13 protein-coding genes are annotated in these 13,916 nt (G+C 68.5%); 12 read left to right on the top strand and 1 reads right to left on the bottom strand.

Annotated features, from left to right (window positions below):
- The first annotated feature begins 385 nt into the window (after window positions 1-385).
- The 7 genes from C7443_RS18455 (at window position 386) to C7443_RS18425 (ending at window position 7,458) form a co-directional block, all read left to right on the top strand.
- Window positions 386-1,033 (top strand): nucleotidyltransferase family protein, encoded by a 648-nt coding sequence (locus C7443_RS18455; RefSeq protein WP_170123692.1) that lies wholly within the window; start codon window positions 386-388, stop codon window positions 1,031-1,033.
- 23 nt (window positions 1,034-1,056) lie between these two features.
- Window positions 1,057-1,515, top strand: coding sequence for a (2Fe-2S)-binding protein (locus C7443_RS18450; protein ID WP_110020339.1), 459 nt, complete (start codon window positions 1,057-1,059; stop codon window positions 1,513-1,515).
- An 11-nt stretch (window positions 1,516-1,526) separates the two neighbouring features.
- Window positions 1,527-3,794, top strand: coding sequence for a xanthine dehydrogenase family protein molybdopterin-binding subunit (locus C7443_RS18445; protein ID WP_110020337.1), 2,268 nt, complete (start codon window positions 1,527-1,529; stop codon window positions 3,792-3,794).
- Window positions 3,794-4,774: an XdhC family protein gene (locus C7443_RS18440; RefSeq protein WP_110020336.1), complete on the top strand. Its 981-nt coding sequence runs from the start codon at window positions 3,794-3,796 to the stop codon at window positions 4,772-4,774. Before C7443_RS18445 ends, C7443_RS18440 begins: the two co-directional genes overlap by 1 nt.
- A 357-nt stretch (window positions 4,775-5,131) precedes the next feature.
- Entirely contained in the window at window positions 5,132-5,968 is an 837-nt protein-coding gene (locus C7443_RS18435; RefSeq protein ID WP_110020334.1) for a CheR family methyltransferase, read from the top strand.
- Window positions 5,955-6,440 carry a chemotaxis protein CheD gene (locus C7443_RS18430; protein WP_110020332.1) on the top strand — a complete coding sequence of 162 codons (486 nt, stop codon included), beginning with the start codon at window positions 5,955-5,957 and terminating at the stop codon, window positions 6,438-6,440. The genes C7443_RS18435 and C7443_RS18430 overlap by 14 nt, the downstream gene beginning before the upstream one ends.
- Window positions 6,427-7,458, top strand: coding sequence for a protein-glutamate methylesterase/protein-glutamine glutaminase (locus C7443_RS18425; protein ID WP_110020331.1), 1,032 nt, complete (start codon window positions 6,427-6,429; stop codon window positions 7,456-7,458). Before C7443_RS18430 ends, C7443_RS18425 begins: the two co-directional genes overlap by 14 nt.
- A gap of 12 nt (window positions 7,459-7,470) precedes the next feature.
- Here C7443_RS18425 and C7443_RS18420 read toward each other — a convergent pair whose 3' ends face one another.
- The gene (locus C7443_RS18420; protein WP_246004718.1) at window positions 7,471-8,541 is read right to left on the bottom strand and encodes a methyl-accepting chemotaxis protein; all 1,071 of its coding nucleotides are present in this window, start codon (window positions 8,539-8,541) and stop codon (window positions 7,471-7,473) included.
- A gap of 264 nt (window positions 8,542-8,805) precedes the next feature.
- On the opposite strand from C7443_RS18420, the gene C7443_RS18415 reads away from it, so the two are divergent.
- Genes C7443_RS18415 through C7443_RS18395 form a run of 5 tightly spaced genes read left to right on the top strand, consistent with a single transcriptional unit; the run spans window position 8,806 to window position 13,876 of the window.
- Complete coding sequence (locus C7443_RS18415) at window positions 8,806-9,174, top strand: response regulator (RefSeq protein WP_110020327.1); 369 nt, start codon at window positions 8,806-8,808, stop codon at window positions 9,172-9,174.
- Between the two features lie 8 nt (window positions 9,175-9,182).
- On the top strand, window positions 9,183-9,500 hold the full coding sequence (locus C7443_RS18410; RefSeq protein WP_110020325.1) for an STAS domain-containing protein: 318 nt from the start codon (window positions 9,183-9,185) through the stop codon (window positions 9,498-9,500).
- Window positions 9,497-11,668, top strand: coding sequence for a chemotaxis protein CheA (locus C7443_RS18405; RefSeq protein ID WP_246004717.1), 2,172 nt, complete (start codon window positions 9,497-9,499; stop codon window positions 11,666-11,668). The genes C7443_RS18410 and C7443_RS18405 overlap by 4 nt, the downstream gene beginning before the upstream one ends.
- A gap of 49 nt (window positions 11,669-11,717) precedes the next feature.
- A complete protein-coding gene (locus C7443_RS18400; protein ID WP_110020324.1) occupies window positions 11,718-13,343 on the top strand; it encodes a methyl-accepting chemotaxis protein in 1,626 nt (541 codons plus the stop codon).
- Window positions 13,344-13,357: 14 nt separating this feature from the next.
- Window positions 13,358-13,876, top strand: a complete 519-nt coding sequence (locus tag C7443_RS18395) for a chemotaxis protein CheW (RefSeq protein ID WP_246004716.1) — start codon at window positions 13,358-13,360, stop codon at window positions 13,874-13,876.
- Window positions 13,877-13,916: the final 40 nt, after the last annotated feature.

Genomic DNA, 13,916 nt, shown 5'->3' with positions numbered 1-13,916 from the left:
GCCGATGATAGTGTGGGGCCTCCCCATGTGAAAGTAGGGCACCGCCAGGCACCTTACACAACAAGCCCCTGACCCATTACAACGGTCAGGGGCTTCGCGTTTCTTGGGGTTTGAAAAACCTCACCATCGTTCCCTCGTTTTTCTGGCCCATTCGCCTGCCCACACGGTGTCCGTCTTGGGCCTATGTGGTGTTCGATCACGTCTGCCTGTATCGCAGCCATGTCGTGATGTGTTGATCGCACATCTTTCGTTCGTAGAATTCTGCCTATGCTGAGTTTTATTCAGCCGGTTCGGACCTTACGTGCAAAGGTGTGTCGGTGCGCCAGCGAGATATTTCTCTCTTATCACGATCGCTTTGCCATCCGCACTTATGGCGGGAGCGGGCGTGAACCGTCGTATTGCCGCGCTGGTGCTCGCCGCCGGTGGCTCGACGCGTATGGCGCCATGGCACAAGCTGTTGCTGGAGTTCGATGGCGAGCCGTTGATTCGGCGGGTCGTGCGCACCGCTTCGGAGCTGCCACTGGCCGCACTGAACGTCGTTACCGGTCATAAGCACGATGCGCTGGCTGCTGCACTGCAGGGATTGCCGGTACGGCTGGTTTTCAACGCCGAACACCCGGGGGGCTTGGCCTCTTCACTGAGCGCCGGTCTGCGGAGTCTGCCGCAAGATATCGAAGGCGCCTTCGTGCTGCTTGCGGATATGCCCCTGGTGACGTCGGCCCATTTGGGCTTGCTGATTGAAGCCTTCGAGCGCAGTGCCGATATTGCCGCCTGCGTCCCGGTCTACCGGGGACAGCGCGGTAATCCGGTCCTGTGGAGTGTCAGCTGCTTCCCGGCACTGTGCGCACTGCGCGGTGATCGCGGAGGGCGGCTGCTGTTTCCCGGACTCGGAGCGAGCCTGTATGAAGTCGAGATGCCCGACGCCGGGGTATTACTCGACGTGGATGATCCCGCCGCCTGCCGGCGAGCCGAATTCGCCGGCCGTTTCTCCCTGCCGTCATCATCGCCGGTGACGGATTTTCCTCCTGCCTGAACCGCCGCACGAGGAGGTGCCCCGTGCTCACTCTGAACATCAATGGCCAGCCGCATATGCTGGACGTGCCCGCCGAGATGCCCTTGCTTTGGGCTCTGCGCGACGTCATCGGCTTGACCGGAACCAAATACGGTTGCGGCAAAGCGTTGTGTGGCGCCTGCACCGTGCACATCGACGGCCAGCCGGTTCGCGCCTGCGTCACACCTGTCGGCAGCGTCGGTGACAAACCGGTCACGACGATCGAAGGCGTTGGCAGCGAGCGCGCCGGCCGTGCCGTGCAGACGGCCTGGCGTGAACTCGACGTCGTGCAGTGTGGCTATTGCCAGTCCGGCCAGATCATGGCGGCGTCAGCGCTGCTGTCGATCAATCCGGCCCCGAGCGATGCCGATATCGACGCTGCGATGGCCGGCAACATCTGCCGTTGTGCAACCTACGTGCGCATTCGCGCGGCGATCCACGCTGCCGCCAGTGCGCTGGCCTGAGGAGGTGCACCATGGGCATCCGTGAACGCCTCTCCCGACTCACGCCAGCGACGGGCGGGCGCATCGTCAATCTCAGCCGCCGGCGCTTTCTGCAGGGCGCCGGTGGGCTCGTGCTCGGTCTTTACTTCGCACCGCTGTCCTCACCGCAGTCGAATGCTGTTGCCGCGAGTGCAGCGACCGGGGCGGATTTTGAACCGAACGCCTTCGTGCGCATCGCTGCCGACGGCCGTGTCACCGTGCTCTCCAAGCACGTCGAGATGGGCCAGGGCAGCTACACCGGTCTGGCGACCCTGCTTGCCGAGGAGCTCGACGCCGACTGGTCACAGGTGGTCGTCGAAGGCGCGCCGGCCGATGCCAAGCGCTACGCGAATCTGCTGTTCGGCATTCAGGCGACCGGCGGCAGCAGTGCCATGGCCAATGCCTGGATGCAGATGCGTGAGGCTGGCGCGGCCGCGCGGGCGATGCTGGTCGCCGCCGCCGCCGAACGCTGGCAGATTCCGGAAGTGGAGCTGCAGGTCGAAGCCGGTGTGATTCGTCATCCAGCGTCACAGCGTTCGGCAGGCTTTGGTGAACTGGTTGCCGATGCTGCGCGCCAGCCGGTACCTGCCGAGGTCCGCGTCAAGGAACCGAAGGACTTCCGGCTGATCGGCAAGCTCAATCTGCGTCGCAAGGACAGTGCCGGCAAAACCGACGGCAGCGCGCGGTTCACTCAGGATGTGCAGCTGCCCGGCATGCTGGTCGCGGTGACGGCGCGCCCGCCGCGCTTCGGTGCCAAGGTGCAGCGCTTCGATGCCTCGCGCGCGCTGGCGGTGCCGGGGGTGGTCGGTGTGGTCGCGTTCGACGCCAGCGCCGCGCGCGGAGCGAACGCCGTGGCGGTGCTGGCAAACAGCACCTGGGCGGCGTGGCAGGGGCGCGATGCGCTCGACGTCAGCTGGGACGAAGCCCAGGCCTTCCGGCTCGGCAGCGACGAGATCATTGCCCGTTACCGCGAACTCGCCATGCAGCCGGGCGTGCCGGCGCGTCAGGACGGCGATGCGGTCACGACCATCGAGATGGCGGCGCGCACGCTCGAAGCCGAGTACGTGTTTCCCTACCTCGCCCATGCGGCGATGGAGCCGATGAACTGCGTCGTGCGCCTGTCACCGCAGCACTGCGAGATCTGGAATGGCGAGCAGTGGCACACGATGGACCAGGCGACCGCGGCCAAAATGTGCGGCCTGACGCCGGATCAGGTGACGATCACCCAGCTCTACGCCGGTGGTGGCTTCGGCCGGCGCGCCAATCCGACCTCCGACTACGTCGCCGAGGCGGTGGCGATCGCGCTGGCTGCACGCGCGCATGGCTTCGAAGCACCGGTCAAAATGGTCTGGACCCGTGAAGACGACATGCACGCCGGCCACTTCCGGCCGCTGTACCTGCATCGGGCCCGGCTCGGTTTCGATGGCGCCGGCCAGTTGCTGGCCTGGGAGCAGCGCATCGTTGGCCAGTCGATCCTGCACGGCACCGCCTTCGAGTCGGTGATGGTCAAGGACGGCATCGATGCAACCTCGGTCGAAGGCGCGGCCGACCTCGCCTATGCCGTACCGGCGCTGCGCGTCGAACTGCACACGCCGGTCGATATCACCGTGCCGGTGCAGTGGTGGCGGTCAGTCGGCCACTCGCACACCGCCTTCGTCACCGAAACACTGATCGACGAGGCAGCCGCGGTCGCCGGTGCCGATCCGGTTGCCTTCCGTCGCGGCCTGCTCGCTGAGCGGCCGCGGCATCGCGGTGTGCTTGATCTGGTCACACAGCGGGCCGGCTGGGATACACCGCTGGCCTCGGCGGCCGCGGGCGAGCGCCGCGGCCGCGGCGTCGCCGTGCACGAGTCGTTCAACACCTATGTCGCGCAAGTGGTCGAGCTCACCGTGGCCGCCGATGGTCGTTACAGGATCGACCGTGTCGTCTGCGCCGTTGACTGCGGGCTGGCCATCAACCCGGACGTCATCAAGGCGCAGATGGAGGGCGGCATCGGCTTCGCGCTGGCGATGGCGCTGCACGGTGCGATCACACTGAAGGATGGCGTCGTCGAGCAGTCGAACTTCGACAGCTATCCGGTGTTGCGCATCAACGAGATGCCAGTGGTCGAGGTGCACATCGTGCCCTCCGCTGAGAAGCCGAGCGGCGTTGGCGAACCGGGCGTGCCACCGCTGGCGCCGGCGCTGGCCAATGCCCTGTTCGCCGCGACCGGCCAGCGTCTGCGCAGCCTGCCTCTGCCGGCGGCGCTGCGCCTAGCCTGATGGACAGCGCCGATCTCGCTGCGCTGCAGGCCGCCCGTGACTGGCGTCGCGCCGGCCATGGCGTGCGCCTGTACACCGTCGTCGAAACCTGGGGCAGCGCGCCGCGCCCGCCCGGGGCGATGCTCGCCCTGCGTGACGACGGCGCGCTCGCCGGCTCGGTGTCCGGCGGCTGCGTCGAGGACGATCTGGTCTGGCGCCAGCGCCGCGAACCGCCGACGGCCCTGCCTGAACTCCTCGTCTACGGCGTCAGCCGCGACGAGGCCGCCCGTTTCGGCCTACCTTGCGGCGGCACGCTGCGCCTGCTCGGCGAGTCGCTGGCCACGGCCGACTGGCTCGACGAGCTGCTTGCACGTTGCCGTGCCCACGAGCGCGTCATGCGCTGCCTCGACGTTGGCAGCGGCGCCGTCGATTTGCGCCCCGCGCCGCGCGACGCCGTGCTGCGCTGGGACGGACAGACGCTGTGCAGCGTGCATGGCCCGCGCTGGCGGCTGCTGCTGATCGGCGCCGGTCAGCTGTCGCAGTGCGTGGCGACGATCGCCGCGCTGCTCGACTTCGAGCTGCTGGTCTGCGACCCGCGCGAGGAGTACGGCCAGGAATGGAGTGCGCCGGCGGTGCAGCGCGTGCCGGGCATGCCCGATGACGCCGTGCTCGCCATCGAAGCCGACGAGCACACCGCAATCGTTGCGCTCACGCATGACCCCAAGCTCGACGACATGGCCCTGCTGAGTGCCCTGCAGTCGGCGGCGTTTTACGTCGGCGCACTCGGCTCGCGCGCCAGCACGCACGCGCGCCGCGAGCGGCTGGCACTGTTCGAGCTGACGCCGGCCGAGATCGCCCGCCTGCACGGCCCGGTCGGCCTGCCGATCGGCAGCCGCACGCCGGCGGAAATCGCCGTCTCGGTGATGGCCGAGATCGTCGCCGAACGCAGCGCGCTGGTGCGCGGTGGCGCACGCACGGCGGGCTGCGTGGCCAGCGCGTAGGGTGCGACTCCGCGCGAAAGTCGGGGTGCCTCTGCCTGGCGTATCGTGATGCGACTGCCGTGGCCGGGCGGTGCGCGGCTCGCAGGCGGCCGGAGGCATCGCCGCACCGGCCGGCGACGTTCGCCCGGCCTGACAGCGCCACGACGACCGGCAATGCCAGTCGATCCGCAGATTGAGGCCGTCGGCCGTCTCTTGGGCTGTGTGCTGCGGCTCGGGTGACCGGGACGCTGCGGACCTGGGGCGCGGGCTGTCGAACCTCTGCCGGCAAGACCGCGTTGCGCGACCGCTGGTGCAGGCAGCGGACTATGCGCTGGCTCTCAGCGGCGGCGAAGTGCGGCGCTTAGACTCGGCAGCGTAATGAACACGACGGCTGCCTCCGACCCCGCCTTCGCACGCCTCAGCCACTGGCTGCATCAGCGTGCTGGCATCGTGCTGACGCCGGCCAAGCAGCCGATGGTGCTCGGCCGCCTCGGCCGGCGCTTCGCCGTACTCGGCTGTGCCGATCTCGCAGCCTACGTCGCGCGCGTCATCGACGGTGGCGATACTGCCGAGGCCGAACTGGCGCTCGATCTGCTGACTACCAACGAGACTTACTTTTTTCGCGAGCCGGCACATTTCACCTTCCTCGCGCAGCAGATCCTGCCGGCCCTGGCGACGCAGGACTGCGTGCGCGTCTGGAGCGCGGCCTGCTCGTCCGGTGAAGAGCCCTGCAGTCTGGCGATGCTGCTCGACAACCATCGCGGCGCGCGTGACTGGCAGCTGCTGGCGACCGATGTGTCGCAGCGCATGCTGGAGATGGCCCGTCGGGGGATTTACCCGCTGACGCGCACGCAGCACATCCCGCCGGCCTATCTGCAGGCGTACTGCCAGCGCGGCGTCGGCGCGCGCGACGGCATGCTGCGGGTCGCGCCCGCGCTGCGCCAGCGCATCGAGTACCGCATGCTCAACCTGCTCGAAGCCCTGCCGCCGTTCCCACCGCAGGACGTGATCCTGCTGCGCAACGTGATGATCTACTTCGATGCCGAGACCAAGCGCCAGGTCGTCGAGCGGCTGGTTGCGCGGCTGCGCCCCGGCGGCTGGCTGCTGGTCGGCCACGCCGAGTCGCTGCACGGCCTCGGCCTGCCGCCGGATCTGCTCGACAGCGTGCGGCCGTCGATCCACCGTCGGCGGGGAGCCGCGCATGCCGCGTCCTGAGTCGATCATCGAAATCTTCCTGCAGCCGGGCGAGTGCTGGTTCGGCGATGAGCACACGCGCATCCGCACGCTGCTCGGCTCCTGCGTCGCGGTGACGCTGTGGCATCCGCGGTTGCGGCTCGGCGGCATGTGCCATTACATGCTGCCCACGCGTACCCGGCCGCGCCGCCCCGCCGAGGCGCTCGACGGGCGCTACGCCGATGAGGCGCTGGAGATCCTGCGGGCGCAGGTCGAGACGGCCGGCACCCGTCTGCACGACTATCAGATGAAGCTGTTCGGTGGTGGGCGCATGTTCGCCTCGTCCCCCAATGTCGTGTCGGTACCGGAGCGCAACATCGTCTCAGCGCGGGCACTGGCCGCGATGTACGGCATGCACATCAGCGCCGAGCATCTTGGCGGCGGCGGACACCGGCAGATCGTGTTCGAGCTGTGGAGCGGCGGCGTCTGGGTGCGGCACCATGAAACCGATTGAAGTGATGATCGTCGATGACTCCGCCGTGGTGCGCCAGGTGTTGCGCAGCGTGCTGGAGGGCGATCCCGGCATCCGTGTCATCGCCACTGCGGCCGATCCGCTGTTCGCGCAGCAGCACCTGCAGCGGCAGTGGCCGGACGTCATCGTGCTCGATGTTGAAATGCCGCGCATGGACGGTCTGAGCTTCCTGCGCTGGCTGATGCAGACACGGCCGACGCCGGTGGTGATCTGTTCCTCGCTGACCGGCCCCGCGGCACGCACCGGCTGCGAGGCGCTGGCCGCCGGCGCCGTGGCGATCGTCACCAAGCCCGTCATCGGCCTGCGTGATTTCCTGCTCGGCAATGCCGCGGAGCTGATCCAGGCCGTGCGCGCCGCGGCACAGTCGAAGCTCGCGGCGGTGTCGCAGCGTCCGCCGCCGCTGGCGGGCACGGCACTCGCCGAAACCAGCGAGCGCGTGGTTGCCATCGGTACCTCGACCGGCGGCGTGCAGGCGCTGGAGGTGATGCTCACCGCTCTGCCGGCGGTGTGCCCCGGACTGGTCGTCGTTCAGCACATGCCGGCACAGTTCACTGCGGCGTTCGCCCGTCGTCTCGACAGTTTGTGCCGCATCGAGGTGCGCGAGGCCGCCGACGGCGATCGCGTGCTGCCCGGGCTGGCGCTGATTGCGCCGGGCGGTCGCCATCTGCGCCTGCGCCGCAGCGGCGCGCAGTATCTGGTCGAGGTCGTCGACGGGCCGCTGGTCAGCCGCCACCGGCCTTCGGTCGACGTGCTGTTCCGCTCGGTGGCCCAGGCGGCCGGCGCCAATGCCCTCGGCATCATCATGACCGGCATGGGCGACGACGGTGCCCGCGGCATGGTCGAGCTGCACGACAGCGGCGCATTGTGCCTGGCGCAGGACGAGGCGAGCTGCGTGGTCTACGGCATGCCGGCGGAGGCGGTGCGCCGCGGTGCGGTCGACATCGTGCTGCCGCTCGCCGCGCTCGCCGGGCGCATCGTCGAGCAGCCCTGGCGGCGTTGAGCCGGTGGCGCTTCAGAAGAAGGTGATGTCGCCGCCGCCGCTGTTGCCGCTGTCGGCGGCATCGCCGCGGTGAGCGTTCCACTGCTCGTTGGTGGTGTAGCCGAGCGTCATCGTCTGCAGCAGCGTGGCGGCATCGCCAGCCTGTTCCGGCGCCGCCAGCAGGTGCTGGCCGCGCTGCAGCTCGCTGGCGACCTGGCTGAGGATCTGGCTGACACGGTCCTGGAACTGCAGCTCGACCAGCATCGCGCTGATGTCGTCACGGATCGCGCGGGCGGTGGCTTCGACCTGTGCGCCCTTGTCCGAGACCTGCGCGAGCAGTGCCTCGAAGCGTTCCAGCACGTGATGGATCGTCGTCACCGCTTGCTGCTGGCTGCTGGCGCTGTGTGCGGTTTCACGGTCGGCGACCCGCGAGGCGCCGTCCAGCGCCTCGCCGATTTCTTTCGCCTTTGCTCCCATCGAGCGCGCCACGTCACTCGACTGGTTGGCCAGCCGCCGCACCTCGCCGGCGACCACGGCAAAACCGCGCCCGGCCTCGCCGGCGTGGACCGCTTCGATGGTCGCGTTCAGCGCCAGCAGCTTGGTCTGCGCGGCGATGCGGTCGACCTCGCCGGTCATGCGTCGCAGCTCACCGGTATGGCCGGCGAGGCCGCTGAGTTCACTGATGATCGCCTCACGGCCGGCGCGCGCGGTGTCGAGCGCGGCGAGCACCGCGCCGAGTTCCTGATCGGCCTCGCGCAGCGTCGCGCCAATGTCATTGCTGCGGCGTGCACCATCGCGCTCCTTGCCGACCGAGCCCTCGATGCGTTGCACCAGCGCACCGAAGCGGCCGACCAGGGCGTTGATGGCGCCATTGCCCTGCGTCTGTACCGATTCGAGCTGGCGCTGCCAGATCGGCAGCGCCGAGTGGAAGAACTCGTCGAGGGCCGCTGATGACGGGTTGCGCCGCAGGGCATCGCGTTCGGCACTGCAGGCGTCGAGCTGGCGCTGCAGCGCCTGGCGGGCATCGCGCTCGCGTTCGAGCTCGGCCTGGCAACGTGCCAGGGCGGCCTGCAGTTCGCTGGATGATTCGGGGCTGGGTGACATGCGCTCGCGCTCCGCTGGCGTGTAATTCTGGAATGACGGCAATGATGGCCCAGCCATTCTCGCGTTGCCGCCGGCCGATGCGAGTGAGGCAGCACACAGTCGATGGGCTACCGTTTCTGTTACGCATCGCGGAAACAATTGTCTGCTTTCGTGCCGGCTGGCGCTTGATCGGCATCAAGCCAGGAAATCGGTCATTCCTCCTAGTGTGGCGGCGGCGCCGCAACCGTGACGGGATCGGCCAGGGTGTTTCAAGGAGCGTGCAACGTGCCGAAAACCATCATGATCGTCGACGACTCCGCGTCCCTGCGCCAGGTCGTCAACATCGCGCTGACACAGGCCGGCTATGAGGTCATCGAGGCCTGTGACGGCCAGGATGCACTGAATCGCCTCGACGGTCGCAAGGTCCACCTGGTCATCAGCGACGTCAACATGCCGGTGATGGATGGCATCACCTTCGTCACCGAGCTCAAGAAGCGGGCCGAATACCGCTTCGTGCCGGTGATCATGCTGACCACTGAAGCCGGTGAGCAGAAAAAGCTCGCCGGTCAGGCCGCCGGTGCCAAGGCCTGGGTGGTCAAGCCCTTCCAGCCGGCGACGATGCTGGCGGCCGTCGCCAAGCTGATCCTGCCCTGAGCGCCGCGATGATCGAACTCCATCGTAACGGGCAGCGTCTGGCGATCGCCGGCGAGCTGACGATCTATCACGCCGCCGAGGTGCATGCGGCGCTGGTGCCGCTGTACGCCGAGACCGAACTCGACATCGACCTGAGCGGCGTCAGCGAATTCGATACCAGCGGCGTGCAGGTGCTGCTGCTGGCCAAGCGCGAGATGGCGCAGGCCGGCCATGCGCTGCGCCTGAGCGGCCACAGTCAGGCGGTGCTCGACGTGTTCGCGCTGCTCGAACTCGGCGGCCTGTTCGGTGACCCGCAATTGCTGCCCGCTGGCGGAGCGCCGGCATGAGCGGCATGAACCTGGAGGCCGCCCGGCAGACCTTCATCGAGGAGGCGCGCGAGCGCCTGCAGGAGCTCGAAGCCGGTCTGCTGGCACTCGAACACGATCCGCAGGACGGCGAGTGGCTGAACGCGGTGTTCCGCGCCGCGCACACCATCAAGGGCTCGGCCGGGTTGTTCGAGCTCGATGTCATCGTCGGCTTCACCCACCGTGTCGAGACCGCGCTCGACCGGCTGCGCAGCGGCGAGCAGGCGTTCACGCCGGCGCTCGGTGCACTGCTGCTGCGTGCCGGCGACCACATCGGTCTGCTGCTCGATGCCGCCGTCGCCGCTCAGGAGCCCGACGCCGCCCTGCTGCAGGCCGGTCAGGCGTTACTCGATGAGCTGGCGCGCGCGCTCGGTGAGGCGCCACCGCCGGTGCCCGCAGCAGCCGGCACGCTGCCGGAGCGCGTCGAACGCAGCGGCGGCGCCGCGCTCGGCCCGGAGTTCTGGCACATCTCGGTGCGCTTCGGCCGCGAAGTGCTGCGCAACGGCATGGACCCGCTGTCGTTCATCCGCTATCTCGGCACGCTCGGTCGCCTGCTGCGCGTGGCCACGGTCACCGATGGCCTGCCGGCGCTGGCGGACTTCGATGCCGAAGCCTGTTATCTCGGCTTCGAGATCGACCTCGATTCGCCGGTCGATCGCGACACCATCGCCGGCGCCTTCGAGTTCGTCGCCGACGACTGCACGCTGCACATCCTGCCGCCGCGCAGCCTCGCCGCGCAGTATCTGGAGCTGCTGCGGGCGCTGCCGGAAGACGATCTGCGCATCGGTGAGCTCCTCGTCAACAGCGGCTGCCTGAGTCGGGTCGAGCTCGAACAGGGCCTGCGCAGGCAGGCCGAGGTACAGCCGTCGCCGCCGCTCGGTCATATCCTCGTCGATCAGCACGGCGTCGAGCCGGCGGTCGTCGACGAAGCCCTGCGCCGCCAGGGCCAGGTGCGCGAGCGCAAGGCTGCCAGCGCACGCTTCCTGCGCGTGCAGGCCGAGCACCTCGATGCGCTGATCGACCAGGTCGGTGAGCTGGTCATCGCTGGTGCCGCCGTCGCGCTGCTGGCGCAGAAGCATGCCGATACCGCACTGGAGGAGGCCGCTTCGACGCTGAGCCGGCTGGTTGCCGGCATCCGTGACAGCGCGCTGCAGCTGCGCATGGTGCCGATCGGCGAGACCTTCGTGCGGTTTCAGCGCATCGTCCGCGATGTCGCCCACGAGCTCGGCAAGGAGATCACGCTGCAGATCAGCGGTGAGGAAACCGAGCTCGACAAGAGCGTGGTCGAGAAGATCGGCGATCCGCTGATGCATCTGGTGCGCAACGCCATCGACCACGGCATTGAGCCGGTCGAAACGCGGCTGGCGCGCGGCAAGCCGGCCAGCGGCCATCTGCGCCTCGACGCCTTTCACGACAGCGGCAGCCTGGTCATCGAGGTCGGTGACGACGGCGGCGGACTCGATCGCGAACGCATCCGCGCCAAGGCCATCGCCAACGGTCTGATCACCGCCGATCACGAGCTCGACGCCCGTGGGCTGGCCGAGTTGATCTTCGCGCCCGGACTGTCGACCAGCGACAGTGTCACCCAGCTGTCCGGCCGCGGTGTCGGCATGGACGTGGTGCGGCGCAACGTCGAAAGCCTGCGCGGCAGCGTCGAAGTGCATTCGACGCCGGGTGCCGGCACGGTGTTCCGCATCCGCCTGCCGCTGACACTGGCGATCATCGACGGCTTTTTGCTCGGCTGCAGCGGCAGCCGCTTCGTCGTGCCGCTCGACAGCGTCGTCGAATGCGTCGAGCTCGATACCGCGGGTGCCGGTGTCTGCCCGCCATATCTCAATCTGCGCCAGCACGCGCTGCCGCTGGTGTGCCTGCGCGAGCTGTTCGGCCTGCCGGCTGGCGGCGGTGCGCGGCGGGCCAGCGTCGTCGTCGTGCAGTGCGGCGGGCGCCGCGCCGGCATCGTCGTCGATGAGCTGTTCGGTGAGTTCCAGACCGTGATCAAGCCGCTTGGTCCGCTGTTCGCGCCGCTGCGTGCGATCAGCGGCTCGACGATTCTCGGCAGCGGTGAAGTCGCGCTGATCATCGACATCGCCGCGCTGGTGCAGCTCGCTGCGCAGCGCCGGCCTGTTCTGCCTTCCCGTAGCCCGGCCTGAGTCGGCGGCCGGACCTTTTCCTGCTTCTTTCGCCTAGGACCTGCAAACCATGAACAAGCTGAAGGTCGGTACGCGTCTGGCACTCGGCTTCGGCGTCGTGCTGGTGCTGCTCGGCGTCACGCTCGGTGTCGCTTTCATCGGCCTGGAGCGCATCAACGAGCAGGTCGAGCGCCTGGTCAACGACCGCTTCCCGAAGACGCTGTGGACCAGTGACATCATCTACGCGGTCGATACGATCGCCGTCAGTCAGCGCGATGCCCTGCTGTCGACGCGCCCGGAGGACGTTCGCACCGGCCTGGCGACGATGGAGGAGGCGCGTAAAACCATCGGCGAGCGCCTCGGCAAGCTGGATGAGACGATCCACAGCGAACGTGGCAAAGCCTTGCTGAAGGCCGCCGTCGAGGCGCGCGGCCTCTATCTCGACGACCAGAGCGAGATGGCGAATCTGCTGCGCAGCGGCAACTTCGACACGGCGCGGCAGCTGCTTGGCGAGCGTCTGCGCCAGTCGCAGGCGCATTACATCGACGCGCTGCACAAGCTCAACGCCTATCAGAGCGAGATGATGCGTCAGACCGGCATCGACGCCGACGCGACGGTGGGACGCAGCCAGCTGCTGCTGCTCGGTCTCGGCGCGCTGGCGCTGCTGCTCGGCGTCGTGGTCGCCTGGTGGATCGCCCGCACGCTGTTGCGCCAGCTCGGCGGCGAGCCGGACTACGCCGCCGGCGTGCTGCACCGCGTCGCCGAGGGCGATCTTGGCGTGACGATCGCACTGCGCCCCGGTGACCAGCACAGTCTGCTGTGTGCGCTGAAGAGTACCGTCGAGCGTCTGGCGACACTGATCACCGAAGTGCGTGAAGCCGCCGGCGCGCTCGGCGCGGCCTCCGAGCAGGTCAGTGCCACGGCGCAGTCGCTGTCGCAGGCCAGCTCCGAGCAGGCGGCGAGCGTCGAGCAGACCAGTGCCTCGATGGAGCAGATGTCGGCTTCGATCGCACAGAACACTGACAACGCCCGGCTCACCGACACGATGGCGAGCAAGGTCGCCGGCGAGGCGGATGAAGGCGGCGGGGCGGTGCGCGAGACCGTCGGTGCGATGAAGCAGATCGCCGGCAAGATCGGCATCATCGATGACATCGCCTACCAGACCAATCTGCTGGCGCTCAACGCCGCGATCGAAGCCGCCCGCGCCGGTGAGCACGGCCGCGGCTTCGCGGTGGTCGCGGCCGAAGTGCGCAAACTCGCCGAGCGCAGCCAGGTGGCGGCACAGGAGATCGGCGCGCTCGCCGGCAGCAGCGTCGAAACCGCCGAACGCGCCGGGAGTCTGCTCGAAGAGATCGTGCCGTCGATCAAGAAGACCTCGGATCTGGTGCAGGAGATCGCCGCCGCCTCGGTCGAGCAGTCGAGCGGGGTGGCGCAGATCAACGCCGCGATGGGCCAGCTCAATCAGGCCACGCAGCAGAACGCCTCGGCCTCCGAGGAGCTGGCGGCGACGGCCGAGGAAATGTCGAGCCAGGCCGAACAGCTGCAGCAGCTGATGGCCTTCTTCAAGCTCGGCACCGAGGCGCTGGCTGCACGTCCGGCGGCCGAACGCCACACCGCGGTGCCGCCGGCCCGGCCGCTGGCGCGGCGTGTGGTTGCCGGCGGCGAGCCGGCGGATGCCGAGTTCGTGCGCTATTGAGCGGAGGGCGCCTCGTGGGAGAGCTGATTCGTCAGGACTGCGCGGCCGCACCGGCGGAATCCCTGCAACTGCTGACCTTCGTCGTTGCCGGCGAAATGTATGCGCTCGGCATTCTGCGCATCCGCGAGATCATCGAGTACGGGCGGGTGACGACGATCCCGATGATGCCGGCGTTCATCCGCGGTGTGATCAATCTGCGCGGTCGCGTGGTGCCGATCATCGACCTTGCCGCGCGCTTCGGCGCGCCGCCGGTGCAGGCGGCACGGCGCACCTGCATCGTCATCGTCGAGACCGGAGAGGAGCGATTCGACGTCGGTCTGGTCGTCGATGCGGTCTGCGAGGTGCTCGAACTGCCGGCCGAGCGCATCGAGCCGGCGCCGGCCTTCGGCGCACGGGTGCGCACCGACTTCATCCGCGGCATGGGGCGCATCGGCGAGCAGTTCGTGGTCATCCTCGATGAGCAGCGCGTGTTGTCGATCGAGGAAATGTGCGAGCTGGCACGCCTGGCCATCGACGGTGCAGCGGTCGGCTGAGGCGCACACGTCTGCCGTGGTCTTTACTCTGGCGACCCGT

It is taken from the genome of Plasticicumulans acidivorans, from assembly GCF_003182095.1.
In the GTDB taxonomy this organism is placed as follows: domain Bacteria; phylum Pseudomonadota; class Gammaproteobacteria; order Competibacterales; family Competibacteraceae; genus Plasticicumulans; species Plasticicumulans acidivorans.
This window is presented reverse-complemented; position numbering and strand designations above follow the sequence as displayed.